This is a genomic window from Streptomyces sp. NPDC051452, assembly GCF_044454765.1.
In the GTDB taxonomy this organism is placed as follows: Bacteria; Actinomycetota; Actinomycetes; order Streptomycetales; family Streptomycetaceae; genus Streptomyces.
Genome location: NZ_JBITEB010000004.1, coordinates 1 through 22,268 on the forward strand (window position 1 = coordinate 1; position 22,268 = coordinate 22,268).

22 protein-coding genes are annotated in these 22,268 nt (G+C 71.4%); 8 read left to right on the top strand and 14 right to left on the bottom strand.

The genetic code is table 11. The features are described from left to right. Nucleotides 1–455: 455 nt before the first annotated feature. The gene (locus tag ACIBA9_RS12210; protein WP_399362134.1) at nt 456–1,106 is read right to left on the bottom strand and encodes a DNA-3-methyladenine glycosylase; all 651 of its coding nucleotides are present in this window, start codon (nt 1,104–1,106) and stop codon (nt 456–458) included. 101 nt (nt 1,107–1,207) lie between these two features. Here ACIBA9_RS12210 and ACIBA9_RS12215 point away from each other — a divergent pair, with 101 nt between their 5' ends. The 3 genes from ACIBA9_RS12215 (at nt 1,208) to ACIBA9_RS12225 (ending at nt 3,247) form a co-directional block, all read left to right on the top strand. Beyond that, nucleotides 1,208–1,990 (top strand): sporulation protein, encoded by a 783-nt coding sequence (locus ACIBA9_RS12215; RefSeq protein ID WP_362165156.1) that lies wholly within the window; start codon nt 1,208–1,210, stop codon nt 1,988–1,990. 45 nt (nt 1,991–2,035) lie between these two features. After that, a complete protein-coding gene (locus ACIBA9_RS12220) occupies nt 2,036–2,575 on the top strand; it encodes a YbhB/YbcL family Raf kinase inhibitor-like protein (RefSeq protein ID WP_399362136.1) in 540 nt (179 codons plus the stop codon). A 165-nt stretch (nt 2,576–2,740) separates the two neighbouring features. Beyond that, a complete protein-coding gene (locus ACIBA9_RS12225) occupies nt 2,741–3,247 on the top strand; it encodes an HNH endonuclease (RefSeq protein WP_393900867.1) in 507 nt (168 codons plus the stop codon). A 141-nt stretch (nt 3,248–3,388) separates the two neighbouring features. Here ACIBA9_RS12225 and ACIBA9_RS12230 read toward each other — a convergent pair whose 3' ends face one another. The 3 genes from ACIBA9_RS12230 to ACIBA9_RS12240 all read right to left on the bottom strand — a co-directional run bounded on the left by ACIBA9_RS12230 (nt 3,389) and on the right by ACIBA9_RS12240 (nt 5,785). Further along, on the bottom strand, nt 3,389–4,354 hold the full coding sequence (locus ACIBA9_RS12230) for an SPFH domain-containing protein (RefSeq protein ID WP_399362139.1): 966 nt from the start codon (nt 4,352–4,354) through the stop codon (nt 3,389–3,391). Between the two features lie 110 nt (nt 4,355–4,464). Next, on the bottom strand, nt 4,465–4,896 hold the full coding sequence (locus ACIBA9_RS12235) for an NfeD family protein (protein WP_399362141.1): 432 nt from the start codon (nt 4,894–4,896) through the stop codon (nt 4,465–4,467). A gap of 91 nt (nt 4,897–4,987) precedes the next feature. After that, a complete protein-coding gene (locus ACIBA9_RS12240) occupies nt 4,988–5,785 on the bottom strand; it encodes an ABC transporter ATP-binding protein (protein ID WP_362165143.1) in 798 nt (265 codons plus the stop codon). A gap of 150 nt (nt 5,786–5,935) precedes the next feature. On the opposite strand from ACIBA9_RS12240, the gene ACIBA9_RS12245 reads away from it, so the two are divergent. Beyond that, entirely contained in the window at nt 5,936–6,724 is a 789-nt protein-coding gene (locus ACIBA9_RS12245) for a hypothetical protein (protein ID WP_399362143.1), read from the top strand. A gap of 422 nt (nt 6,725–7,146) precedes the next feature. Here ACIBA9_RS12245 and ACIBA9_RS12250 read toward each other — a convergent pair whose 3' ends face one another. From ACIBA9_RS12250 to ACIBA9_RS12260, 3 genes are all read right to left on the bottom strand, one after another. Next, nucleotides 7,147–7,392: a chaplin gene (locus ACIBA9_RS12250; protein WP_362165163.1), complete on the bottom strand. Its 246-nt coding sequence runs from the start codon at nt 7,390–7,392 to the stop codon at nt 7,147–7,149. A gap of 169 nt (nt 7,393–7,561) precedes the next feature. Beyond that, nucleotides 7,562–8,203: a response regulator gene (locus ACIBA9_RS12255; protein ID WP_399362146.1), complete on the bottom strand. Its 642-nt coding sequence runs from the start codon at nt 8,201–8,203 to the stop codon at nt 7,562–7,564. Beyond that, complete coding sequence (locus ACIBA9_RS12260) at nt 8,196–9,365, bottom strand: GAF domain-containing sensor histidine kinase (protein ID WP_399362148.1); 1,170 nt, start codon at nt 9,363–9,365, stop codon at nt 8,196–8,198. The genes ACIBA9_RS12255 and ACIBA9_RS12260 overlap by 8 nt, the downstream gene beginning before the upstream one ends. Before the next feature lie 940 nt (nt 9,366–10,305). On the opposite strand from ACIBA9_RS12260, the gene ACIBA9_RS12265 reads away from it, so the two are divergent. Beyond that, complete coding sequence (locus tag ACIBA9_RS12265; protein WP_399362150.1) at nt 10,306–11,025, top strand: transglycosylase SLT domain-containing protein; 720 nt, start codon at nt 10,306–10,308, stop codon at nt 11,023–11,025. Between the two features lie 95 nt (nt 11,026–11,120). Here ACIBA9_RS12265 and ACIBA9_RS12270 read toward each other — a convergent pair whose 3' ends face one another. Next, nucleotides 11,121–13,673, bottom strand: coding sequence for an FHA domain-containing protein (locus ACIBA9_RS12270; RefSeq protein WP_399362152.1), 2,553 nt, complete (start codon nt 13,671–13,673; stop codon nt 11,121–11,123). Between the two features lie 242 nt (nt 13,674–13,915). On the opposite strand from ACIBA9_RS12270, the gene ACIBA9_RS12275 reads away from it, so the two are divergent. Next, a complete protein-coding gene (locus ACIBA9_RS12275) occupies nt 13,916–15,883 on the top strand; it encodes a streptophobe family protein (protein WP_399362154.1) in 1,968 nt (655 codons plus the stop codon). 242 nt (nt 15,884–16,125) lie between these two features. Next, nucleotides 16,126–17,334 (top strand): phosphoserine phosphatase SerB, encoded by a 1,209-nt coding sequence (gene serB, locus ACIBA9_RS12280; RefSeq protein WP_362165129.1) that lies wholly within the window; start codon nt 16,126–16,128, stop codon nt 17,332–17,334. 244 nt (nt 17,335–17,578) lie between these two features. Here serB and ACIBA9_RS12285 read toward each other — a convergent pair whose 3' ends face one another. The 4 genes from ACIBA9_RS12285 to ACIBA9_RS12300 all read right to left on the bottom strand — a co-directional run bounded on the left by ACIBA9_RS12285 (nt 17,579) and on the right by ACIBA9_RS12300 (nt 20,093). Then, nucleotides 17,579–18,097, bottom strand: coding sequence for a SixA phosphatase family protein (locus ACIBA9_RS12285; protein WP_399362156.1), 519 nt, complete (start codon nt 18,095–18,097; stop codon nt 17,579–17,581). A 78-nt stretch (nt 18,098–18,175) separates the two neighbouring features. Beyond that, nucleotides 18,176–18,382, bottom strand: coding sequence for a hypothetical protein (locus ACIBA9_RS12290; RefSeq protein WP_399362158.1), 207 nt, complete (start codon nt 18,380–18,382; stop codon nt 18,176–18,178). 169 nt (nt 18,383–18,551) lie between these two features. Then, nucleotides 18,552–18,671: an SGM_5486 family transporter-associated protein gene (locus ACIBA9_RS12295; RefSeq protein ID WP_362165122.1), complete on the bottom strand. Its 120-nt coding sequence runs from the start codon at nt 18,669–18,671 to the stop codon at nt 18,552–18,554. A 132-nt stretch (nt 18,672–18,803) separates the two neighbouring features. Then, complete coding sequence (locus ACIBA9_RS12300) at nt 18,804–20,093, bottom strand: CynX/NimT family MFS transporter (protein ID WP_399362160.1); 1,290 nt, start codon at nt 20,091–20,093, stop codon at nt 18,804–18,806. Nucleotides 20,094–20,256: 163 nt separating this feature from the next. Here ACIBA9_RS12300 and ACIBA9_RS12305 point away from each other — a divergent pair, with 163 nt between their 5' ends. Continuing rightward, nucleotides 20,257–20,949, top strand: a complete 693-nt coding sequence (locus tag ACIBA9_RS12305) for a FadR/GntR family transcriptional regulator (RefSeq protein WP_362165117.1) — start codon at nt 20,257–20,259, stop codon at nt 20,947–20,949. Here ACIBA9_RS12305 and ACIBA9_RS12310 read toward each other — a convergent pair. Both ACIBA9_RS12310 and fabI read right to left on the bottom strand, forming a co-directional pair. Further along, the gene (locus ACIBA9_RS12310) at nt 20,927–21,277 is read right to left on the bottom strand and encodes a hypothetical protein (RefSeq protein WP_393900856.1); all 351 of its coding nucleotides are present in this window, start codon (nt 21,275–21,277) and stop codon (nt 20,927–20,929) included. The two genes, ACIBA9_RS12305 and ACIBA9_RS12310, sit on opposite strands and share 23 nt — an antisense overlap. 220 nt (nt 21,278–21,497) lie before the next feature. Next, nucleotides 21,498–22,265, bottom strand: coding sequence for an enoyl-ACP reductase FabI (gene fabI, locus ACIBA9_RS12315; protein WP_399362163.1), 768 nt, complete (start codon nt 22,263–22,265; stop codon nt 21,498–21,500). Nucleotides 22,266–22,268 lie beyond the last annotated feature (3 nt).

Sequence of the window (22,268 nt, forward strand, 5' to 3'; positions counted from 1 at the left end):
GTTGATTTTTGGCACGCTGTTGAGTTCTCAAGGAACGGTCGCTTCCTTTGTACTCACCCTCTCGGGCTTTCCTCCGGGCTTCCCTTCGGTGTTTCCGACTCTATCAGATCTTTTCTCGATCCGATTTCCTCGGTGCTTTCCAGGTTCCCGCTTTCGCGTTTCCCTTTCCGGCGGTTCCGACTCTATCAGACCCTTTCGGCGTCCGATTCCCGGTCGGCGGGATTGTCTGGGGCTTTGGACTTTCGCCTGTCGGCCTTTCGACATTCACTACGTTAGCCGATTCCCCCGGCGACTCATAATCGAGTCTCGCGAGTTCGAATTCGAGCGCGCGGGCGCGCCGAAATCGACCCCGGTGAAGGGGTTGAGCTAGGTAGTGGGTTGGCCGCTCCGGCTGCAGGCGATCGCCGTACCCGGTTCAGCGGCTCCGGATACATTACGCACCTTCCACGGGCGCGTCAACTTCGTCGGCGCCGCGGCACATGGGCCCGGTAGGGGCTCACGGTCGGGTCGCCGGCCACCCAGAAGCGCCAGGGATGCAGGTCGCCGCTGCCGCCTTCGCCGGCGACGCCGGTGCGTGGACCGCTCAGGACCTGGTCGGAGGGGATGGCCGTGCCCGTCAGTATCCGCAAGGGGGTCTCGTCGGAGCCGCAGGCGTCGGTGCCGTCCAGGGCCCGGTCGACCTCCAGAGCCGTGGCCAGACGGGCGGGCCCCTTGGCCAGTTCCTTGTCATTGCGGGCCGAAATCCGTCGTTTGCGGGCGAGTTCGACGCCCTCCACGACCTCTCCGGCGCGGAGCAGGACGGCGCTCGCCCGGCCCTCCGGACCGCAGACGAGGTTCATGCAGTGCCACATGCCATAGGTGAAGTAGACGTACACATGTCCGGGCGGCCCGAACATCACCGCGTTCCGGGCCGTCGGGCCACGGTAGGCGTGCGAGCCGGGGTCTTTCGCGCCGTCGTACGCCTCCACCTCTGTGAGGCGGAGCGCGATGGGGCCGTCGGGTGTCGTCCGGACCAGGACGCGCCCCAGGAGGTCGGGCGCTACCTCGAGGACCGGTCGGTCGAAGAACTCGCGGGGCAGTGGCGTACGGTCCGGGGGCGCGATCATGCCGTCCGAGGGTAGTCCAGACGGGGCACCGTCCCCGCGGAACCGGCCGGGGACGGATCGCGTTGGTACGGGTCGAGGGTCCAATCGTCAAGGGAGAGTCAATGGCGTTCAAGAAGCTGCTCGCGAGCCTCGGGGCCGGTGGTGCCTCGGTCGAGACGGTGCTCACCGAGGTCAACGTCGTGCCGGGTGGCGTCGTCCAGGGCGAGGTGCGGATCCAGGGCGGGTCCGTGAACCAGGACATCGAGGGCCTGTCGGTGGGTCTGCAGGCCAAGGTCGAGGTGGAGAGCGGCGACGAGGAGTACAAGCAGGACATCGAGTTCACCAAGGTGCGGCTCGGCGGTGCCTTCGAGCTGGCGGCGGGCGCCGTGCACGCGGTGCCGTTCGGGCTCGAGATCCCCTGGGAGACGCCGATCACCATGATCGACGGGCAGTCCCTGCGCGGTATGCACATCGGTGTGACCACGGAGCTCGCGATCGCGCGGGCCATCGACTCCGGCGACCTCGACCCGGTCAACGTGCACCCGATGCCGGCGCAGAAGGCGATCCTGGACGCCTTCATCCAGCTGGGCTTCCGGTTCAAGAGCGCGGACATGGAGCGCGGCCACATCCGCGGTACCCGGCAGCGGCTGCCCTTCTACCAGGAGATCGAGTTCTTCCCGCCGTCGCAGTACCGGGGTCTGAACCAGGTCGAGCTGAGCTTCGTCGCCGACGAGCACGCCATGGACGTCGTCCTGGAGATGGACAAGAAGGCGGGGCTCTTCAGCGAGGGTTCGGACACCTTCCGGTCGTTCCAGGTGGGTCTGAACGACTGGCAGGGGACCGACTGGGCGGCTTACCTCAACCAGTGGCTGTCCGAGGTCGGCAGCAAGCGCAACTGGTTCTAGGCTCGGGAACCGCTGATTCACGTCTTCGACGCAGGAGGTACCGAGGTGACCGAGCTCAAGCGGCGGCCGCTGCCCCACGACTTCCATCCGCCCGTGCCGTCGTTCACGGTGACGAGCGAGGACATCGAGGAGGGTGCGACGCTCAAGGCCGACCAGGTCAAGTCCGAGGGCGACACCTCGCCGCAGCTTCGGTGGACGGGTTTCCCCGCGGAGACCAAGAGTTTCGCCGTGACCTGCTACGACCCCGACGCGCCGACCGGCAGCGGGTTCTGGCACTGGGTGCTGTTCGACATCCCGGCCTCGGTGACGGAGTTGCCGGCGGGTGCGGGCGGCGGCAAGTTCGAGGGGCTGCCCGAGGGCGCTGTGCACGCGCGGAACGACTACGGGTCGAAGGACTTCGGGGGTGCCGCTCCCCCGCCCGGCGACGGCCCGCACCGTTACGTCTTCACGGTGTACGCGGTGGACCAGGAGAAGCTCGGCCCGGACGCGGACGCCTCTCCGGCCGTCGTGGGCTTCAACCTGCGGTTCCACACGATCGCGCGCGCCCAGCTCGTCGGGGAGTACGAGATCGCCGCCGAGGGCTGACGGCGCGCCGACTCAGCCGAGCGTTCACGCAAGGTTTGCCCGCCTCCGGTCTTGGAAGTGATCGGAGGCGGGCATTTTTTATTGCGTTGTCCATCCCGGCCCGCCCGTCCAGAGTTGATCCGGGCCCGCCGGGGGGTGGGCAGGTGCACACGGGAGGTGGGCTGGATGCGGGACACGCTGGTTCTGAACGCGAGCTTCGAGCCGCTGTCGACGGTGACTCTCAACCGCGCCGTCGTTCTGGTGCTTCAGGACAAGGCCGTCGTGGAGCAGGCCCACGCCGAACTGCGTATGCGCGGCGCGGATGTGGACATACCCGCGCCCCGGGTGATCAGGCTGTGCCGCTATGTGAGAGTGCCGTTCCGAAGACAAGCGCCCTGGTCGAGGCGGGGGGTGCTGGTCCGGGATCGGCACCGGTGCGCGTACTGCGGGCGCAGGGCCACGACGGTGGACCATGTGCTGCCGCGGTCGCAGGGCGGTCAGGACACCTGGTTGAACACCGTCGCCGCGTGCGCGGAGGACAATCACCGCAAGGCGAACCGGACTCCGGAGGAGGCCGGGATGGCGATGCTGAGGGAGCCCTTCGAGCCGACGCCCGCGGACGCGATGCTGCTGTCCCTGGGGACGGAGGACTTCGCCGCGCTTCCCGAGTGGCTCGCCGGGGAAGCGGCCTGACGGTCCTGTCGCGCGCGGTTCGGACGATGCCGCCAGTCACCGGTTGTTCCGTCCGGTCGTTCGTGGTCGTCCATGGTTGTCCGCGCGGTTCTCCGCGCCCCGGGAGGGCGCGGAGAGGACCCCGGCGTGGTCCGGGCGCCGTCAGTCGATGTCGGGCCGCTCCCGGCGTTCCGTGGCGCCCTTGCTCTGGGGCGGGACCGAACCTGAGCCGTTGCCCTGGCCACCGCCGCCGAAGGGGCCGAAGTTGCCCATGGCGCCGGACAGGCCCTTGAGGGCGTCGCCGATCTCGCTGGGGACGATCCAGAGCTTGTTGGCGTCGCCTTCGGCGATCTTGGGGAGCATCTGCAGGTACTGGTAGGACAGGAGCTTCTGGTCCGGGTCGCCGGCGTGGATGGCCTCGAAGACGGTGCGGACGGCCTGGGCCTCGCCCTCTGCGCGCAGGGCGGCCGCCTTGGCCTCACCCTCGGCGCGCAGGATCTGCGACTGCTTCTCGCCCTCCGCGGTGAGGATGGCCGCCTGCCGCGTACCTTCGGCGGTGAGGATCGCGGCGCGCTTGTCACGGTCGGCGCGCATCTGCTTCTCCATCGAGTCCTGGATGGAGGTGGGCGGTTCGATGGCCTTGAGCTCGACGCGGTTGACGCGGATGCCCCACTTGCCGGTGGCCTCGTCGAGGACGCCGCGCAGGGCCGCGTTGATCTCCTCGCGGGAGGTCAGGGTCCGTTCGAGGTCCATGCCGCCGATGATGTTGCGCAGTGTGGTGACGGTGAGCTGCTCGATCGCCTGGATGTAGCTGGCGACCTCGTAGGTGGCGGCCCGCGCGTCGGTCACCTGGTAGTAGATGACGGTGTCGATGTTCACGACCAGGTTGTCCTGGGTGATCACCGGCTGGGGCGGGAACGGTACGACCTGTTCGCGCAGGTCGATGCGGTTGCGGATGGTGTCTATGAACGGGACCACGATGTTCAGGCCCGCGTTGAGGGTGCGTGTGTAGCGGCCGAAGCGCTCGACGATGGCGGCGCTGGCCTGTGGGATGACCTGGATGGTCTTGATCAGGGCGATGAAGACCAACACCACCAGAATGACCAGGACGATGATGACCGGTTCCATCGTGTTCCCCGTACCCCTCTCCGCCTCGGCACCTTCGGCAGATCTCGCGGATGCCGAAGATCTTGCTGGTCGAGTCTGACAGACCGTCGCCCGGCGCGTGGCCGGATGCCTCAGATGACGATCGCGGTGGCTCCTTCGATGTCCACGACGTCCACCTCCTGGCCCACTTCGTAGGCCCGGCCGCCGTCGAGGGCGCGGGCCGACCACATCTCCCCGGCGAGCTTGATACGGCCGCCCGAGCCGTCGACCCGTTCGAGCACGACGGCCTGTTTACCCTTCAAGGCGTCGATGCCGGTGGCGTGTTGGGGCCGCTGTCTGCTGTGGCGGGCCGCGATGGGCCGGACCACGGCGATGAGGGCGACGGAGACGGCGACGAACACGAGTACCTGGGGCACGGTGTCGAAGCCGAGGCCCGCGGTGACCGCGGCGGCGACGGCTCCCACCGCGAGCATGCCGAACTCCGGCATCGCGGTGACCACGAGCGGGATTCCGAGCGCCGCCGCGCCGACGAGCCACCAGACCCATGCGTCTATGTCGTTCACGTGGTCATGGTAGGACCGGGACCGGGCGGCGGACAGGGCGCGAAGGGGGCGGGGCGGGAGCGGACCGATCGGCGGCGGATACCGGCCGGGGTCAGGACAGGGGCAGGCCCTGGGCGGTCCAGCGGTCGCCGACCCGCTCGACGACGAGCGGGAGACCGAAGCAGAGGGAGAGGTTGCGGGAGGACAGTTCCAGCTCGATGGGGCCCGCGGCGAGGACCTTGCCCTGGCGGATCATGAGGACGTGGGTGAAGCCGGGGGCGATCTCCTCGACGTGGTGCGTGACCATGATCATCGAGGGGGCGATGGGGTCGCGGGCGAGGCGGCCGAGCCGGCGGACGAGGTCCTCGCGGCCGCCGAGGTCGAGGCCGGCGGCGGGCTCGTCGAGGAGGAGCAGCTCGGGGTCGGTCATCAGGGCGCGGGCGATCAGGGTGCGCTTGCGCTCGCCCTCGGAGAGGGTGCCGAACTTCCGGTCGAGGTAGTCGCTCATGCCGAGGCGGTCGAGGAAGGCGCGGGCCCGCTGCTCGTCTACGTCCTCGTACTCCTCCTGCCAGCCGGCGGTCATGCCGTAGGCGGCGGTGAGGACGGTCTGCAGGACGCTCTGGCGCTTGGGGAGCTTGTCGGCGAGGGCGATGCCGGCCATGCCGACGCGGGGGCGCAGCTCGAAGACGTCGGTGCCGGGCTTGCCGAGGGTCTCGCCGAGGATGGTGGCGGTGCCCTTGCTGGGGTAGAGGTAGCTGGAGGCGACGTTCAGGAGGGTGGTCTTGCCGGCGCCGTTCGGGCCGAGGATGACCCAGCGTTCGCCCTCCTTCACCGACCAGGAGACCTGGTCCACCAGAGCCCGGCCCTCGCGGACCACGGATACGTCCTGAAGCTCCAGAACATCGCTCATGAGCGCGTTGTCTCCCCTTGCAGTGTGGCCGGTCTCGGCTGTCGCGTACGCCTGTGGCTCGGTCCGCCGCGCCTGCGGGCGCAGCCCATATGAAATCTACGCCACGAGTGCCCCGCCCCATTCCATCGGTCCTGTCCTTAGGGTGGGGGCATGCTCTCGGAACCACGTTCAGGACGCCTTGCCGCTTGGGGAAATGCCCTATTGGCCGGATTTGCCTCTCCGGACGACGCCGCGCTCGCCATTGTGGGCGAGGACACGGTGCACAGGGTCGAGGGGCTGCCCGGGGAGACCGCGCCGGTCGGGCTCACGCTCGCGCTGGGCCGGTTGCGGGCGCTCGGAGTGAGCGGTCTGCGGGTCGCGCTGCCGGCGTCCGGTCATCCGCTGGGGCTGAGCGGGCCACCGGAGTTCAACGCGCGGGCCCTGGAGGCGGGGGAGGCGGTGGTCTGTCACGGCGCCGCGTTCGGGCTGGTGCCGGAGGTGTACGAGGCGGGGCCCGAGGGCGATGTGCATGCCGAGGTGGTCTGGCGCGTGCTGCCTGTGCGAGAGGCGCCGCCGGCCGACGTGCCCTCGCTGGGCGAGGCGGAGCGGGAGCTGGCGGAGGCGCTGCGGGAGGCGACCGAGGTGCTGGCGAAGCTGGATGTCGCCGGATCGGGTCCGGTGGCGGATGCGGCGATCGACGCGTACCGGGCGCGGGCGGAGCGCGGACGGGAGGCGCTGGCGCCCGGTTATCCACCGCGCGCTGTGCGGGTGTTGGAGCTGGCTCAGCGGGTGGGGTTGCTGGTGTCGCTGGCGTCCGCCCATGGTCCCGGGGGCGCGGTGAGCGCTTCCGAGATGGCGGCGCGGGGGGCGGCGCTGCGGCCGGTGGAGCGGACGGCCCGGCGTGCGCAGGTGGCGGCCTACAACGCGATCGTGGAGGAACGGGAGCGGGGAGCGCGCTGAGCGTCGGGCTCGCCGCGGCCCCCGGACGGAGGCCCGCCGGACGGGAGCGCACCGGATAGGAGCGCACCGGACGGGCCGCGCCTGGAGTGCTTCCGTCGTCGCGGTCTCCTCGGGGCGTCCCGGCCGGCCGTCGCCTCGCCGTCGTCCCGGAGGCGCCGTGCCGTCGGGGGCGCCTGCGGAGCGCGCTTGCCGTCGCCTCGCCGTCTTCCGGTGACCGCCCGGCGGCCGTCCCCGTCGGCGCTGTCTGCGAGGAGCGTCGCCCGGTCCGGCCCGTCAGTCGGGGGCGGTCGTGTCGCCGTGCGTCGCTCCTGGCCGGCCGGGCCGTATATGACGCCTTGTCACCTACCGGCGCCGCCGCCGTGGTGACAGCCGGACAGGCCTTCCGGGAACCCGGAAGGCCTGGGGTCGTCGTCGGCGCGGCCTCAGTGGTTGAGGCCGAGGTTGCCGAACGCCGGGTTCAGCACGCCGATGACGCTCACGCTGTTGCCGACCGCGTTCACCGGCACGTGCACCGGGGCCTGGACGACGTTCCCCGAGACGACGCCCGGGGAGCCGTGGGCCTCGCCGGCGGCCCAGGCACCGTTCGCGGCGGAGGCCATGCCCGCTCCGGCGGCCACCAGGCCACCCGCCACCATCGTCACGGCCGCTGCCTTCTTCAGGTTCTGCACTTTCAACCCCTCCTGGACGTTCACCACGGCGGTTCTCCGCGGCACGCACTGGAGAACGGCGGAGATCGCCGGAGGATGCGCCATCCGGGTGACATTCCCACGACGGTATGAATCCCGGTCCGGAGCGATACCCCCGGATAGCCGTGCGTGATCCTCTGGCGAGGGCGTTTCAGCTGGTCATGCCGTGGCGTACGGCCCAGAGGGCGGCCTGGGTGCGGTCGGCGAGGTCGAGCTTCATCAGGATGTTGGAGACGTGCGTCTTGACGGTCTTCTCGGACAGGACGAGGGCCCGGGCTATCTCCCGGTTGGAGCGGCCGTCCGCGATCAGGCCCAGTACCTGGCGCTCCCGCTCGGTGAGCGATCCCCCTCTGCCCTGGCCGGTGCCGGGCTCCTCCTGGGAGAGCAGGGCGCCGGCGACCTCGGGCTGGAGCAGGACGTGCCCGGCGTGCACGGAGCGGATGGCACCGGCGAGGGCGTCGGGGTCGATGTCCTTGTAGACGTACCCGGCGGCGCCCGCGCGCAGCGCCGGGACGACCGTGCGCTGCTCCGTGAAGCTGGTGACGATCAGCACGCGCGCGGGGTTGGCGAGTTCCCGGAGCTTGCGCAGGGCCTCGATGCCGTCGGTGCCCGGCATCTTGACGTCCATGAGGACGACGTCGGGCCGCAGTTCCTCGGCCCGGGCGACCCCTTCGGCGCCGTCGGCGGCCTCGCCGACGACCTCGATGTCGTCCTGCACCTCCAGGAAGGTGCGCAGTCCCCGGCGGACGACCTGGTGGTCGTCGACCAGGAGCACCTTGATCGTCTCACCCACCGGGGACCTCCATCTCGATCGTGGTGCCCTTCCCGGGCGCCGATTCCACGGTCAGGGCGCCGCCGGCCCCGCTCGCCCGGTCCCGCATGGAGACCAGGCCCAGGTGGCGTCCGGCCCGGCGGACCGCACCGGGATCGAAGCCGCCGCCGTCGTCGGTGACGCGCAGCACGGCCCCGCGCCCGCGCCGCTCGACACTCACGTCGACATGAGCGGCGCCCGAGTGGCGCAGGGCGTTGTGCAGGGCTTCCTGGGCGACCCGCAGGAGGGCCTCCTCCTGGGCGGCGGGCAGGGCGCGGAAGCCGTCGCCGGTGAAGGTCACGCGCGCGTTGTGGGCACGGTCCAGGACGCGGGTGTGGGTGCGCAGGGTGGCGATCAGCCCGTCCTCGTCCAGGGCGGCGGGCCGCAACTCCACGACGGCGGCGCGCAGTTCGTCGGCGGCCTCGGCGGCGAGCACGGCGACCTGGTGCAGTTCGTCCTTGGCGCGGGCGGGGTCGCGGTCGACGAGCGCGGCCGCCGCCTGGGCGGTCAGGCGCAGGGAGAAGAGCTTCTGGCTGACGGCGTCGTGCAGTTCGTGGGCGAGGCGGGAGCGTTCCTCGGCGATGGTCAGTTCGCGGCTGCGCTCGTACAGGCGGGCGTTGGTGAGCGCGATGGCGGCGTGCTGGGCGAGGGTGGCGAGCAGTTCCTCGTCCTCTTGTGTGAAGCCGCAGCCGCCGTCCGTCCCGGAGTCCTCGGGGTGTCCGTGCCCGGGGCGCACCTTGTTGGCCAGGAACAGCGCGCCGAGGACCTCGTCGCCGTCGCGGATGGGCAGTCCCAGGAAGTCGACCAGGTCGGGGTGGGCGTCCGGCCAGCCCTCGAAGCGGGGGTCCTCGCGCACGTCGGCGAGGCGTTCGGGCCGGGCGTCCCGCAGCATCGCGGCGAGGATGCCGTGCTGGCGGGGCAGCGGGCCGATCGCCTTCCACTGGGCGTCGCTGACGCCGTCCACGACGAACTGGGCGAAGCCGCCGTGGTCGTCGGGCACGCCCAGGGCGGCGTAGCGCGCGTCGAGCAGTTCGCGGGCGGAGGCGACGATCGTCTTGAGGACGTCGCGCACCTCCAGGTGCCTGCTCATGGCCAGCAGAGCGGAGCTGACCGCCGCGAGGCCGGACCGGGGGCCTTGACTCATGTTCCTCACGGTACCGGCGGGCACTGACAGGGCGGATCGGCCCTGTGGTGGCCGGGGCCGGTCCGCTGGGCCTAGGCCGGGTGGTCTAGGTCCCTCGTCCCCGGCCCGCACGAGCGCGTGGTGGTGCACTTGCCCACGCGCGGGGACGACGGGCGATGGGGGCGGAGCCGAGGGGTCCGGACGGACGGGGTGCTACGCGCGCGTGCGGGGCGCGCGAGGACAGAGGTGTGGGTGCGAGGCAGGGACCGGCTGGTGCCGGAGGGGCACCGAGGGCGGGCGGGGAGCGGTTGTGGTGGGCGTGGGCGTCAGGTGAGAGCTTCCCGTGCTGCGGGAGCACGGGCGGGGGCGGTCAGCGCGGGGATGCCGGGCGCGGCGCGGCCCTTCACCGGGCGGACGGGTGGTGGAGCCGGTGAGCCGCCCAAGTGTGCGGCAGCACCGGCGCGGACGGGTTACTTACTGGGCTGCACGCCCGAGGCCTCGGATCCGCTGATGCCGGAGGCGGTCGCCGGGCGGCCGGCGGTGGGCCTGTCTACGACGAGGCGGGGCGGGGCTCTACCTGTGGCACGAGTTCGGCGACGTCCACCTCGTCCGCCAGGAGGAGGGCCCTCACATAGAGCATTGCGATGGCAACTCGCTGTGAGATCGGCGTGTGCTCGATGTGAGCCCGCGCATAGGGCGCACATCACGTACGAAAGGGCATAGGAGATAAACAGCCCCATATGAACGGGGCAGACAGCCCAGTCTGTCCCGTTTTGCCCTTCCCTGATCCACTACCGGGGATCGTACGTCACACCTTTGCCACGGCATTTTGCGGCCGCTAAGAATTGCTCTCGTCGCTCAGCGCCGTGGGTTTACGGCCCGCGGCGTTCGTGTGGGAGGAACCGAGATGCCCCCGGCGGACGTAGGAGCGACCTCCGCGCTACAGAAGAGGTCCAACGCCATGCCTAAGAACATCTTCAACCGAGCTCATAGTCGCCTGACCAAGCAGCACAAGGTCGCCGTCGCCGGCGTCGCCGCCCTCGGCACCGCCGCCATCGCCTTCTCGGCCGTTCCCAGCAGCGCCCAGACGGTCACCACCGGCGCCCCGGCCACGACCGCCCAGGTCGCCACCAGCACCGCGCTGCACAACGTCAAGGGCACGGTCACCGACCAGCTCGCCACGCAGAGCGTCAAGCTCGACACCTTCGCGGCCCAGAAGAAGGCCGCCGACGAGGCCGCCGCGAAGAAGGCCGCCATCGACGCCGCGGTCAAGAAGGCCGCGCAGGAGCGCGCCGCCAAGGCCGCCGCGAGCCGTTCCGCCCAGCGGACGCCGATGCAGCCGGTCGCCGCGAAGACCTACACGAACAACCTGGACGGCTGGATCCGCCAGGCCCTGGACATCATGAAGTCCAAGGGCATCCCGGGCAGCTACCACGGCCTGCACAAGAACATCATGCGTGAGTCCTCCGGCAACCCGAAGGCCATCAACGACTGGGACGTCAACGCCGTCAACGGCATCCCGTCGAAGGGTCTGCTGCAGGTCATCCCGCCGACCTTCGCCGCGTACCACGTCACCGGCACGTCGTGGAACATCTACGACCCGGTCGCCAACATCACCGCCGCCGCCAACTACGCGGCCGACAAGTACGGCTCGATCGACAACGTCAACAGCGCGTACTGAGGTCGGCGCGGACCTCTGAGCAGCGCGGAAGGGCGGCACCTCTCGGGGTGCCGCCCTTCGCGACGTCCAGGCGCGGCCACGCGCGCGGAGTGCGGCTACTTCCGCATGACCTCCGGCTCGTGCCGGCGCAGGAAACGGGCCACGAGGAAGCCGCAGACCACACCGAGCGCGATCAGCGCGAGCATGTCCACGGTCCAGGCCGAGGCCGTGTGGTCCCACAGCGGATCGGTGCTCGTCGGATCGTCGGTGTTGGGCGCGATCTTGTTGAGATCCAGCGTGGTGCCGGCCGCGGCCACCGCCCAGCGGGACGGCATCAGATACGAGAACTCGTTCACACCGAGCGTGCCGTGCAGGGTGAACAGACAGCCGGTGAAGACGACCTGGATGATCGCGAACATCACCAGCAGCGGCATGGTCTTCTCCGCGGTCTTCACCAGCGAGGAGATCACCAGGCCGAACATCATCGAGGTGAAGCCGAGCGCCATGATCGGCAGGCACAGCTCGAACAGGGTCGAGCCGCCCAGGACGAGCCCCTCGCCGGGGATCTCCCGGCTGGCGAAGCCGATCAGCCCCACCAGCAGGCCCTGCAGCACCGTGACGGCGCCGAGCACGACCACCTTGGACATCAGATACGCCGAGCGGGACAGGCCGGTCGCGCGCTCCCGCTCGTAGATGACCCGTTCCTTGATCAGCTCGCGGACCGAGTTCGCGGCACCCGCGAAGCAGGCGCCGACGGCGAGGATCAGCAGCACGGTGGTGGCCGTGCCGTTCGGGACGTGGAGGCCGGTCCTCGGATTGACCGCCGGATTCACCAGCAGGCCCTTGTCGCTGTCGATCAGCAGACTGACCGCGCCGAGGACCGCGGGCAGGATCACCGTCAGCGCCAGGAAGCCCTTGTCCGAGACGATGACCGACACATAGCGCCGGATCAGGGTCAGCAGCTGCGACCCCCAGCCCTGCGGCTTGGGCGGCCTGATCGCCTGCGGCGGCGGCATGTGTACGGACTGCGGGGCGACCGCGTCGATGTCCGCGGCGTACATCTGGTAGTGCTGCGAGCCCTTCCAGCGGCCGGCCCAGTCGTAGTCGCGGTAGTTCTCGAAGGCGGAGAAGACGTCGGCCCAGCTGTCGTAACCGAAGAAGTTCAGCGCCTCCTCCGGCGGCCCGAAGTAGGCCACCGCACCGCCCGGTGCCATCACCAGCAGCTTGTCGCACAGCGCCAGCTCGGCCACCGAGTGGGTCACCACCAGGACCGTACGGCCGTCGTCGGCGAGACCGCGCAGCAGCTGCATGACGTCACGGTCCATCCCCGGATCGAGGCCCGAGGTCGGCTCGTCCAGGAAGATCAGCGACGGCTTGGTGAGCAGCTCCAGGGCCACCGAGACCCGCTTGCGCTGGCCACCGGAGAGGGACGTGACCTTCTTGTCCTTGTGCACGTCCAGCTTCAGCTCGCGCAGCACCTCGTCGATCCGGGCGTCGCGCTCCTGACCGGTGGTGTCGGCCGGGAAGCGCAGCTTGGCCGCGTACTTCAGGGCCTTCTTGACGGTCAGCTCCTTGTGCAGGATGTCGTCCTGCGGGACCAGGCCTATGCGCTGGCGCAGCTCGGCGAACTGCTTGTACAGGTTCCGGTTGTCGTACAGCACCTCGCCCTCGTTGGCGGGCCGGTAGCCGGTGAGCGCCTTGAGCAGCGTCGACTTGCCGGATCCGGACGGGCCGATGACCGCGATCAGCGACTTCTCCGGGACGCCGAAGGAGACGTCCCGCAGGATCTGCTTGCCGCCGTCGACCGTGACGGTCAGATGACGCGCGGAGAAGGAGACCTCACCGGTGTCGACGAACTCCTCGAGGCGGTCGCCGACGATCCGGAAGGTGGAGTGGCCCACGCCGACGATGTCGCTCGGGCCGAGCAGCGCCGAGCCGCCCTTGGCGATCGGCTGACCGTTGACGTAGGTGCCGTTGTGCGAGCCGAGGTCGCGGATCTCGAAGCGGCCGTCGGGCGTGGCGTGGAACTCGGCGTGGTTGCGGGAGACCTGCAGGTCGGAGACGACCAGCTCGTTCTCCAGGGCACGGCCGATACGCATCACACGCCCGAGCGAGAACTGGTGGAACGTGGTCGGGCTGCGGTCGCCGTGGGCCGGCTGCGCCCCCTCGTCACCACCGGGGGTGTGCTGCGCGTACGGATCACCGGGGCCGGCCTGCTGCGGGAACGCGGGCGCCTGCCGCGGCTGCTCCGCCTGCTGCCAGCCGGGCTGCGGCGGCTGCTGGGCGGCGGGCTGCTGGTGTACGGGCGGCGGCTGAGTCGCGGCCTGCTGCTGCGCCCAGGCGGGAGCGCCGGCCCCCTGGGCCGCGTACGGCGCGGCGGCCGCGGAGAGGTTCAGCCGCGGCCCGTCCGTCGCGTTGCCGAGGTGCAGCGATGAACCGGGTCCGATCTCCATCTGCTGGATCCGGCGGCCCTGTTCGAACGTGCCGTTGGTGCTGCCGTGGTCCTCGATGACCCAACCGCGGCCGTTGAAGCTGACGGTGGCGTGCCGCCAGGAGACCCTTGCGTCGTCGAAGACGACGTCCCCCTGCGGATCGCGGCCCAAGGTGTAAGGCCTGGACGGATCGAGCGTCCAGGTACGTCCATTTGATTCCAGTACGAGTTCCGGCACTCCATGCCCCACTGAGTTGTCCCCCGAATTTCCCCCATCGCAGGGAGTCTAGGGATGTCGAACATCGTGGGGAACTATTTCAGGCTCGGCCCTCTGACCGAAACCCGGGCCTTGCCAACTTCGCCCGCGCGCGCTCCGACTCGCCCCGTTGACGCGGTTGAAACCGGGCAGGACAGTGGTAACCCCCGCGAGAGGGGACAAGCGCGGTGGTGACGGCCGCGCCGCGGATCGGGGGGTCTGCCATGAGCGCTGCCACGGGCGTCGACACCGCCCGACACGGTACGAGGTTGCCCTGGACGGACATCCTGTTGTCGGCGATGGCCGCGGTGAGCTGGGCGTTGATCGGGATGGCGGCGGTCGCCGCGCTCGGTCTGCACCTGCTGCGGGCCGACGCCTCGGGCTCACTTGGGCCCATGACGGCGGCAGTCGTGGCGCTCGCTGCCGGTGGTTCGGTGACGCCGTCGGGCGATGTGACGGCGTTCGGCCTCAAGGGGGCCGAGGCCCACACCGCCCTCCAGATCACGCCACTCGGGGTGAGCCTGGCCGGTGCCCTGCTGCTGTCCTGGGTCTTCCTACGGTCCCTGCGCCGGGCCGGAGTTGTCGTCGCGTCCGCCGAACTCCTCGCGCGGGCGGGCACGGTGACGGTGCTGTTCGTGGCGATGCTGGGCGGTCTCGCCTGGGCGGGGCACGACGTCATCACCATCGACGGCGGCGCGCTCGGCATGGACGCGGTGCCCGGCGCGGGCGGCAAGGGGGGCGGCGGCCTGAGCCTCCCGGGCCTCGGTGAGGTGGGCGGCCTGCTGCCGCACCGGATCGGCGACCTGATCGACGCCAAGGCGGCGGTCGGATTCACCGTGGACACCCCGGCCACGCTGCTCGGCGGACTCGGCTGGTGCGCCGGAGTCCTGGTGATCGCGCTGCTCGCCGGCCGCCGCGCCCCCCTGCCGCCGGGCTGGGCCGTCGTACACCGGGCGGTCCGGCCGGCTGTCTCCGCGCTCGTCACGGTCGTGCTGCTGACCGTGGCGGCCGGGGCGGCGGCCGCGGTGTACGCGGCGGCCGGCGACGACCACCCACGCCGGATCGCGGGCGCCGCGCTGCTCGGCGCGCCGAACGGGACCTGGCTCGGTCTCCCGCTCGGCCTGTTCGTCCCCTGGGACGGCCGCGCCACCGGTGTTCTCGTCGACGTCCTGCCCCATCCCGTGGACCAGCTCCTCGGCACGCCGTCCGACCGGCCGGTGACGCTGGGCCGGATGGCCGGACTGGACGGGCGGGTATGGCTGCTGGCGGTGGCGGCCGTGGTCACGATGCTGCTGGCGGGCGTGCTGACCGCGGTGCGCACGCCCGCGACCCGGGCCGCCGACAGCGTCCCGCGCCTGGCCGGCCGGTGCGCGCTGCGACTGGGGGTCGCCACCGCGCTCGCCCTGCCCCTGCTCGCCTGGCTGACGGACGTGTCCGTGGACGCCTCCCTGTCCGTCCTCGGCATCGACACCTCCGCCGCCGGTCTCACCCTGCACGCCCACCTCGGCACGGCACTCCTCCTGGGCGCGGCCTGGGGAGCGGGGGCGGGAGCGACGGGAGCATGGGCGGCGGGGGCGCGAGGAGCGGTGGGGGCGCGGGCGACCGGGGTGGCGCGGTCATCGGTGACCGGGGTGGCGGGGCCACCGGCGGCCGGGGTGGCGGGGCCGGTGGCCTGGGCTGGTGGGGCAGGTGCCGCGGGAACGACGGTGCCGTGGACGGCCGGGGCGGCAGAGGGTGCCGGGTACGGCGAGCGGGCAGGCGCCGGGGGTGGCGGGGGCCGGGCGTACGGCGACGCCCCGGGGGCCGGCGGACCGGGACGCGCCGGGGTTGGAGGGGGGCCGGACGGTGAGGGTGCCCGGGATCCCGGCCGGAATGATGCCCCGGGTGGTGCGGCCGGGGATCGGGGTGTCGGGCCGTATGCGTCGAGGGCGTCGTACCGGCCGCCCAACCCCGGGACCAACCCCTATCTCCGGGTGCCCGAGGAGGTGCGGGACGCGCCTCCTCGCCCGGACGGCGACGCCGTGTACGACGCCCCCACCATCGCCGGGCAACTCGACCCCGCTCCCCCGCCGCCCCCAGGCCGCCGCACCCGGCGATCGCGTGGCCGCCCGCCGGGTCCGGACGGTGGCTCCGGGTGGCCGCCGCCCCCTCCCCCGCCTCCCCCTCCGCCGGTCAACCCGACGCGTGAGTGAAGGCGTGAGTGAAGGAGGGGGCCGCCGGGGCGGCGGGCGCCTGTCGAACCCGTAGTCCCTCGACCTGCTCGCCGGGGCGTCCCGTGGCAGAGTCGTGGTGGAACCGGGGGCAGCGCGCGCCGGTGTTCGCGCCGTCTTCAGGCGGCAAGATCCCCGACACCGGCCCGACACCCATTGTTCCGTGTCCGTCAGACGGACCTCCACGGCGGCAGGCACTGGGTGCCGGATACGGTGGTGACACCATGAGCGCTTCGCAGACCTCCGAGGTCCCCACTCTCCTCGTCAAGATTTTCGGCAAGGACAGGCCGGGCATCACGGCCGGCCTCTTCGACACCCTCGCCGCCTACTCCGTCGACGTGGTCGATATCGAGCAGGTCGTCACCCGGGGCCGCCTGGTGCTGTGCGCACTGGTCACACCGCCGGCGGCCGGGTTGGAGGGCGACCTGCGGTCCACCGTGCACAGCTGGGCCGAGTCGATGAAGATACAGGCGGAGATCATCTCGGGACGCGGTGACAACCGGCCGCGTGGCCTCGGACGGTCCCTGGTCACCGTTCTCGGCCATCCGTTGACCGCCGAGTCGACGGCCGCCATCGCCGCCCGCATCGCGAAGGCCGGCGGCAACATCGACCGCATCTTCCGGCTGGCCAAGTACCCGGTGACCGCCGTGGAGTTCGCGGTCTCCGGGGTGGAGACCGAGCCGCTGCGCACGGCGCTGGCCCTGGACGCGGCGGCACTGGGTGTCGACATCGCGGTCGTCGCGGCGGGCCTGCACCGGCGCGCCCAGCGGCTGGTGGTCATGGACGTGGACTCCACGCTCATCCAGGACGAGGTCATCGAACTGTTCGCGGCGCACGCCGGCTGCGAGGACGAGGTCGCCGAGGTGACGGCGTCGGCGATGCGCGGTGAGCTGGACTTCGAGCAGTCGCTGCACGCGCGCGTGGCGCTGCTGAAGGGGCTGGACGTCTCGGTGGTGGAGAAGGTACGCGAAGAGGTCCGGCTGACCCCGGGCGCCCGCACCCTGATCCGCACCCTGAAGCGGCTCGGCTACCAGGTGGGGGTCGTCTCCGGTGGCTTCACCCAGGTCACGGACGATCTCAAGGAGCGGCTGGGGCTCGACTTCGCCCAGGCCAACACGCTGGAGATCGTCGACGGCAAGCTGACGGGACGGGTCACCGGGGAGATCGTGGACCGCGCGGGCAAGGCGCGACTGCTGCGCCGGTTCGCCGCGGAGGCGGGGGTGCCGCTGGTACAGACGGTGGCGATCGGCGACGGCGCCAACGATCTGGACATGCTGAACGCGGCGGGGCTGGGCGTCGCCTTCAACGCCAAGCCGGTGGTCCGCGAGGCGGCGCACACGGCGGTGAACTTCCCCTTCCTCGACACGGTCCTGTATCTGCTCGGCATCACCCGTGAAGAGGTCGAGGCGGCCGACACACACGACGAGGACTGAGCGGGACGAGCCTGAGCGGGACGAGCCTGAGCGGGACGAGTGGGTCCCGGGCCCGGAGGGCCCGGACCGGTCCGCCCGGGCCCCGGGTAAGGCCGTGCGAGGCCGGCGCCCCGCCCGCTGCCCGCCCTCCTGTTCCCGGCGGCCACCGCCGCCGACGCCACCGTAACGCCGCACGGCCACCGCACCGCGCCCCACGGCGACCGCCTCACAGGCAGGTCATCAGGGGCAGGTCGCTACGGGCAGGTCACTCTGCGGGAGCCCAGTAGTCGCTGAGCGTGGCCACGCCCGGTTCCAGTCCCTTCCAGGGGCCCTCGAAGGACAGCAGGGCGAAAGCCGCCGCCGGGAAGCCCCGGCGGTTCATCCGGTCGCGGGCGTCGCCCTCGGCGGCGCCGGCCAGGATGTCGGCCAAGCCGTGCACGCCCGGGTTGTGGCCGATCATGATCACGTTCCGCACGTCGTCCGGGATCTCGTTGAGCACGGCGATCAGCTCGCCGGGCGAGGCCTCGTAGACCCGCTCCTCGTAGACGGTCTTCGGCCGGTGCGCCAGTTCATGGACGGCGAGCTTCCAGGTCTCGCGGGTCCGGACCGCGGTGGAGCACAGGGCCAGGTCGAAGGTGATGCCGGTGTCGGCCAGCCTGCGTCCGGCGACCGCGGCGTCCTTGCGGCCCCTCTCGGCGAGCGGACGCTCATGGTCGGACACCTGGGGCCAGTCTGCTTTCGCATGCCGGAAGAGGACGACACTGCGAGGTTCTGCGGCGCTCATGCGTTCCAGCTTCGCATGAAACAGGCCAGGCGGCGCAGGGAGTTGACATGCGGATTCACCGAGCGAGGCGACCGGGTGTCAGCGGGTGACCAGATGCTGGGCGTGCTCGAAGAGGTGGGCTATCGCCGGATCGCCACCGGCCGCGTGGGCGTCCGACGGATTGAGTATCAGCGCGAGCAGCACGGTGAAGGCGAGCGCGGGCAGGGCGAGGGCCCACCAGGGCAGCCGGAGATCGACGCCGCCCGTGGTCGCCGGGTGGGGCCGGGAGGGGGTGCGGGCGGACATGATCGCCTCCGAGGTCTTCGAGCGGGTCCGTGACCGCCTCGTGCGGTCACATCTCGAAGTTACGGAGTCGGGGGCCGCCAACCCATCCGGAAGTCCACCCAGTTGACCCTGACCCTGGCCCCCTAGGGGATGGTGGGGCCAGCCCCACCATCCACCCGCGGGGCGGCCGTCACGGGGACGCGATGGTCGCGATGACGGCGATGATCACGAAGATGGCGAAGAACGAGCCGAAGACGAGCAGCATCTTCTTCTGGCCGTTCTTGGGGTTCGGGTCGAGGACAGGCTCCATGTGCCCAGTTTCGCACCCCTCGTCCGGTGGACCGCGCCGGGGTCGACCGGTCGGCCTATCGATCCGTCGGCCGATCCCCCCGTATGCCGGACGGCCCGCGCACCAGGCGGCGCCCCTGTGCCGGACGATCGCTCAGGCGGTGGCCGCCTCGTCCTCCACGGTGCGGTCGCGGCCCGCCAGGTAACCCACGGCCAGCTGGGGCAGCATCAGGGCCGCCATGAGGGCGATCGGCAGCCCCCAGCCGCCGCTCTGCTGGTAGAGCACGCCGACCAGCAGCGGGCCGGGGATGGAGATCAGATAGCCGGTGCTCTGCGCGAACGCGGACAGCTGGGCCACGCCCGGGCCGCTGCGCGCCCGCATGCCGACCATCGTGAGCGCCAGCGGGAACGCGCAGTTGGACACGCCCAGCAGCAGGGCCCAGGCCCAGGCGCCGCCGGCCGGCGCGAAGTAGAGACCGGCGTAACCGGCGAGGCCGCAGACGCCCAGTACGAGGACGATCGGCCCCTGGTGGGGAAGCCGAGTGGCGACCCTGGGGATGACGAAGGCCAGCGGCACGCCCATCGCCATGGTGACCGCGAGCAGCACGCCCGCGGTGCTCGCCGGGACTCCGGCGTCCCGGAAGATCTGCGGCATCCAGCCCATGGTGATGTAGGCGGCGGTGGCCTGCAGGCCGAAGAAGACGGCCAGTGCCCACGCGGTGCGACTGCGGGTGATGCGCAGGGTGGCCTGCTGTTCCGCCGCCGCGGGCGCCGCGGTGGAAGTCCGCTCCGGCCGCGGCGCGGTGGCCGGGCCCCGGTGGCGCACCAGCGGCAGCCAGGGCAGGACGGCGGCCGCGGCGATGATCGCCCAGACGGCGAGGCCCGACCGCCAGCTGCCGCCCATCGCGTCGGTCAGCGGGACGGTCACCGCGGCGGCGAGGGAGGTGCCGAGGGCGAGGGACATCGAGTACAGGCCGGTCATGGAGCCGACCCGGTCGGGGAACCAGCGCTTGACGATGACGGGCATCAGGACGTTGCTGACGGCGATGCCCATGAGGGCCAGAGCGCTGCCGGCCAGGAATCCGGCCGTACCGCCGACGAACGGACGTATCACCAGTCCCGTGGCGATCGCGGCCATGCCGGCGCACACCACGGCGGCCGGGCCGAACCGGCGGGCCAGGCGGGGCGCGGTGACGCCGAAGACGGCGAAGCACAGCGGGGGCACGGAGGTGAGCAGGCCGGCCACGCTGCCGCTCATGCCGAGTCCGTCGCGGACCTCCTCCAGCAGGGCGCCGAGGCTGGTGATGGCCGGGCGGAGGTTGAGCGCGGACAGCACGATGCCGACGACGACCAGCCGTACCGCCCACGCGCGCGGGCGACCCGCGCCGGAGGTCGGCCCGGTCGCGCTCGCCGCGACGGCCGTGCCGTGTTCGCCGGGTGACATCGCCGTAGGGGCATCCGCGGTCCGGGCGCCCCCGGCGTCCCCCGTCCGGGTTGCCGTTGTCCGTGTTTCCTCGCTCACCATGAGGCCCATCATAGAATCATGGGATGATTGGTTGTCCATTCCCGCGGTGCTTCCGCTTCCGCTCGTCGTGCGAAGGTGTGCCATGCCCCTGAGCCACCCGCGCCGGTCGGCGCTGTCCGAACAGGTCATCTCCGAACTGCGCAACCAGATCACCGCCGGTGAGTGGCCGGTCGGCTCGCGCATTCCGACCGAGCCGGAACTGGTCGAGCAGCTCGGTGTCGCCCGCAACACCGTCCGCGAGGCGGTCCGCGCGCTCGCGCACAACGGGCTGCTGGACATCCGCCAGGGTTCCGGCACCTATGTGGTGGCGACGAGCGAACTGGCCGGTGTGATGCACCGCCGCTTCGCCGACGCCGATCCCCGGCACATCGCGGAGCTGCGTTCCACCCTGGAGTCGGCGGCGGCGAAGCTGGCCGCCGAGCGGCGCACCGAGCGGGACCTCAGGCAGCTGGACACGCTGCTGGCGCGGCGTGAGGAGGCGTGGCGCGCCGGGGAGGCGGAGGCCTTCGTGACGGCCGACGCGACCTTCCACCTGGCCGTCGTGGCGGCCTCGCACAACGACGTCATGGTGGCCATGTACGCGGACCTGGGGGAAGTGCTGCGGGACTGGCTGCGCGCGGATGTCGGCGCCGAACTGACGCCGGAGACGCACATGGACCACACCCGGCTGGTGGAGGCGATCCGCGCGGGGGACGCGCAGGCGGCGGCGGCCGAGGCCGCGAGCTATCCGTTCCTGTGCCGGCCGGACCGGTTCAGCGTTCCCTCTGGTGGCTGATCCAGGCCGATGCGACGTCGCTCCAGCACCGGCCGGTGAGCCGTACGGTCATGGCGGCCCCGGCGTCCACCGGGTCCGTGTCGGTGTCGATGTCCCACCAGCGGGCGCACTCGATGTGCAGTCGGACACGGTCCGTGTCGACATAGGGATTGTGGCAGTAGGCCACCACGTGGGAGCCGCTCACGGTCGTGCGGCACGCGGCGCCGAACAGGTTCGGCGCGGGGGGTTTTCCGTCACCCGCGCGCGGGTGCGACATCGCGTCGTACGGCAGCGAGAGCACGAGGGCCACGGCCAGCGTCAGCGGGGCCAGGCTGCGGAACAGGCGCACAAGGGGACCTCCTCGGCCGGGCTGCGGAGGGAAATCGCGCGGTGAGAGTCCTGGGGTGAGGTCGTGGGGGGAAGGTGAGTCCAGGATCCGCCGTCGGGGCGGCGGCGGCCCGGCCGGTGAGCCGAACGGGTGACAGCAGCGCGGCCGCCCCGATGACGGCGAAGGCCCGCGTCCCCGAGGGGGCGCGGGCCTTCGCCGCAGGTCGAAGCCGTGGTGGCGGTCAGGCGCCGATGGCGTGCAGACCACCGTCGACGTGGATGATCTCGCCCGTGGTCTTCGGGAACCAGTCGCTCAGCAGGGCGACGACGCCCTTGCCGGCCGGCTCCGGGTCCTTCAGGTCCCACTCCAGCGGGGCGCGGCTGTCCCACACCGAGGCCAGCTCGCCGAAGCCCGGGATGGACTTGGCGGCCATGGAGCCGATCGGGCCCGCCGAGACCAGGTTGCAGCGGATGTTCTGCTTGCCGAGGTCACGCGCCATGTAGCGGCTGGTGGCCTCCAGGGCGGCCTTGGCCGGGCCCATCCAGTCGTACTGCGGCCAGGCGAACGAGGCGTCGAAGGTGAGGCCGACGACCGAGCCGCCGTTCTGCATCAGCGGCAGGCAGGCCATGGTCAGCGACTTCAGCGAGAACGCCGAGACGTGCATGGCGGTGGCCACCGACTCGAACGGCGTGTTGAGGAAGTTGCCGCCGAGGGCGTCCTGCGGGGCGAAGCCGATGGAGTGGACGATGCCGTCGAGGCCGCCCAGCTCCTCGCCGACGACGTCGGCCAGCCGCGCGAGGTGCTCCTCGTTCGTCACGTCCAGCTCGATGACCTTGGTCGGCTTCGGCAGCTTCTTGGCGATGCGCTCGGTCAGCGTCGGCCGCGGGAAAGCGGTCAGGATGATCTCGGCACCCTGCTCCTGGGCGAGCTTGGCGACGTGGAAGGCGATGGAGGACTCCATCAGCACACCCGTGACCAGGATGCGCTTGCCCTCGAGAATTCCGCTCATGGT

Bases quoted from the DNA above. Each gene is read 5' to 3' on its own strand.
- ACIBA9_RS12210 (WP_399362134.1), bottom strand. From the start codon at position 1,106: ATGATCGCGCCCCCGGACCGTACGCCACTGCCCCGCGAGTTCTTCGAC.
- ACIBA9_RS12215 (WP_362165156.1), top strand. From the start codon at position 1,208: ATGGCGTTCAAGAAGCTGCTCGCGAGCCTCGGGGCCGGTGGTGCCTCG.
- ACIBA9_RS12225 (WP_393900867.1), top strand. From the start codon at position 2,741: ATGCGGGACACGCTGGTTCTGAACGCGAGCTTCGAGCCGCTGTCGACG.
- ACIBA9_RS12230 (WP_399362139.1), bottom strand. From the start codon at position 4,354: ATGGAACCGGTCATCATCGTCCTGGTCATTCTGGTGGTGTTGGTCTTC.
- ACIBA9_RS12240 (WP_362165143.1), bottom strand. From the start codon at position 5,785: ATGAGCGATGTTCTGGAGCTTCAGGACGTATCCGTGGTCCGCGAGGGC.
- ACIBA9_RS12245 (WP_399362143.1), top strand. From the start codon at position 5,936: ATGCTCTCGGAACCACGTTCAGGACGCCTTGCCGCTTGGGGAAATGCC.
- ACIBA9_RS12260 (WP_399362148.1), bottom strand. From the start codon at position 9,365: ATGAGTCAAGGCCCCCGGTCCGGCCTCGCGGCGGTCAGCTCCGCTCTG.
- ACIBA9_RS12265 (WP_399362150.1), top strand. From the start codon at position 10,306: ATGCCTAAGAACATCTTCAACCGAGCTCATAGTCGCCTGACCAAGCAG.
- ACIBA9_RS12275 (WP_399362154.1), top strand. From the start codon at position 13,916: ATGAGCGCTGCCACGGGCGTCGACACCGCCCGACACGGTACGAGGTTG.
- serB (WP_362165129.1), top strand. From the start codon at position 16,126: ATGAGCGCTTCGCAGACCTCCGAGGTCCCCACTCTCCTCGTCAAGATT.
- ACIBA9_RS12285 (WP_399362156.1), bottom strand. From the start codon at position 18,097: ATGAGCGCCGCAGAACCTCGCAGTGTCGTCCTCTTCCGGCATGCGAAA.
- ACIBA9_RS12290 (WP_399362158.1), bottom strand. From the start codon at position 18,382: ATGTCCGCCCGCACCCCCTCCCGGCCCCACCCGGCGACCACGGGCGGC.
- ACIBA9_RS12295 (WP_362165122.1), bottom strand. From the start codon at position 18,671: ATGGAGCCTGTCCTCGACCCGAACCCCAAGAACGGCCAGAAGAAGATG.
- ACIBA9_RS12300 (WP_399362160.1), bottom strand. From the start codon at position 20,093: ATGTCACCCGGCGAACACGGCACGGCCGTCGCGGCGAGCGCGACCGGG.
- ACIBA9_RS12305 (WP_362165117.1), top strand. From the start codon at position 20,257: ATGCCCCTGAGCCACCCGCGCCGGTCGGCGCTGTCCGAACAGGTCATC.
- fabI (WP_399362163.1), bottom strand. From the start codon at position 22,265: ATGAGCGGAATTCTCGAGGGCAAGCGCATCCTGGTCACGGGTGTGCTG.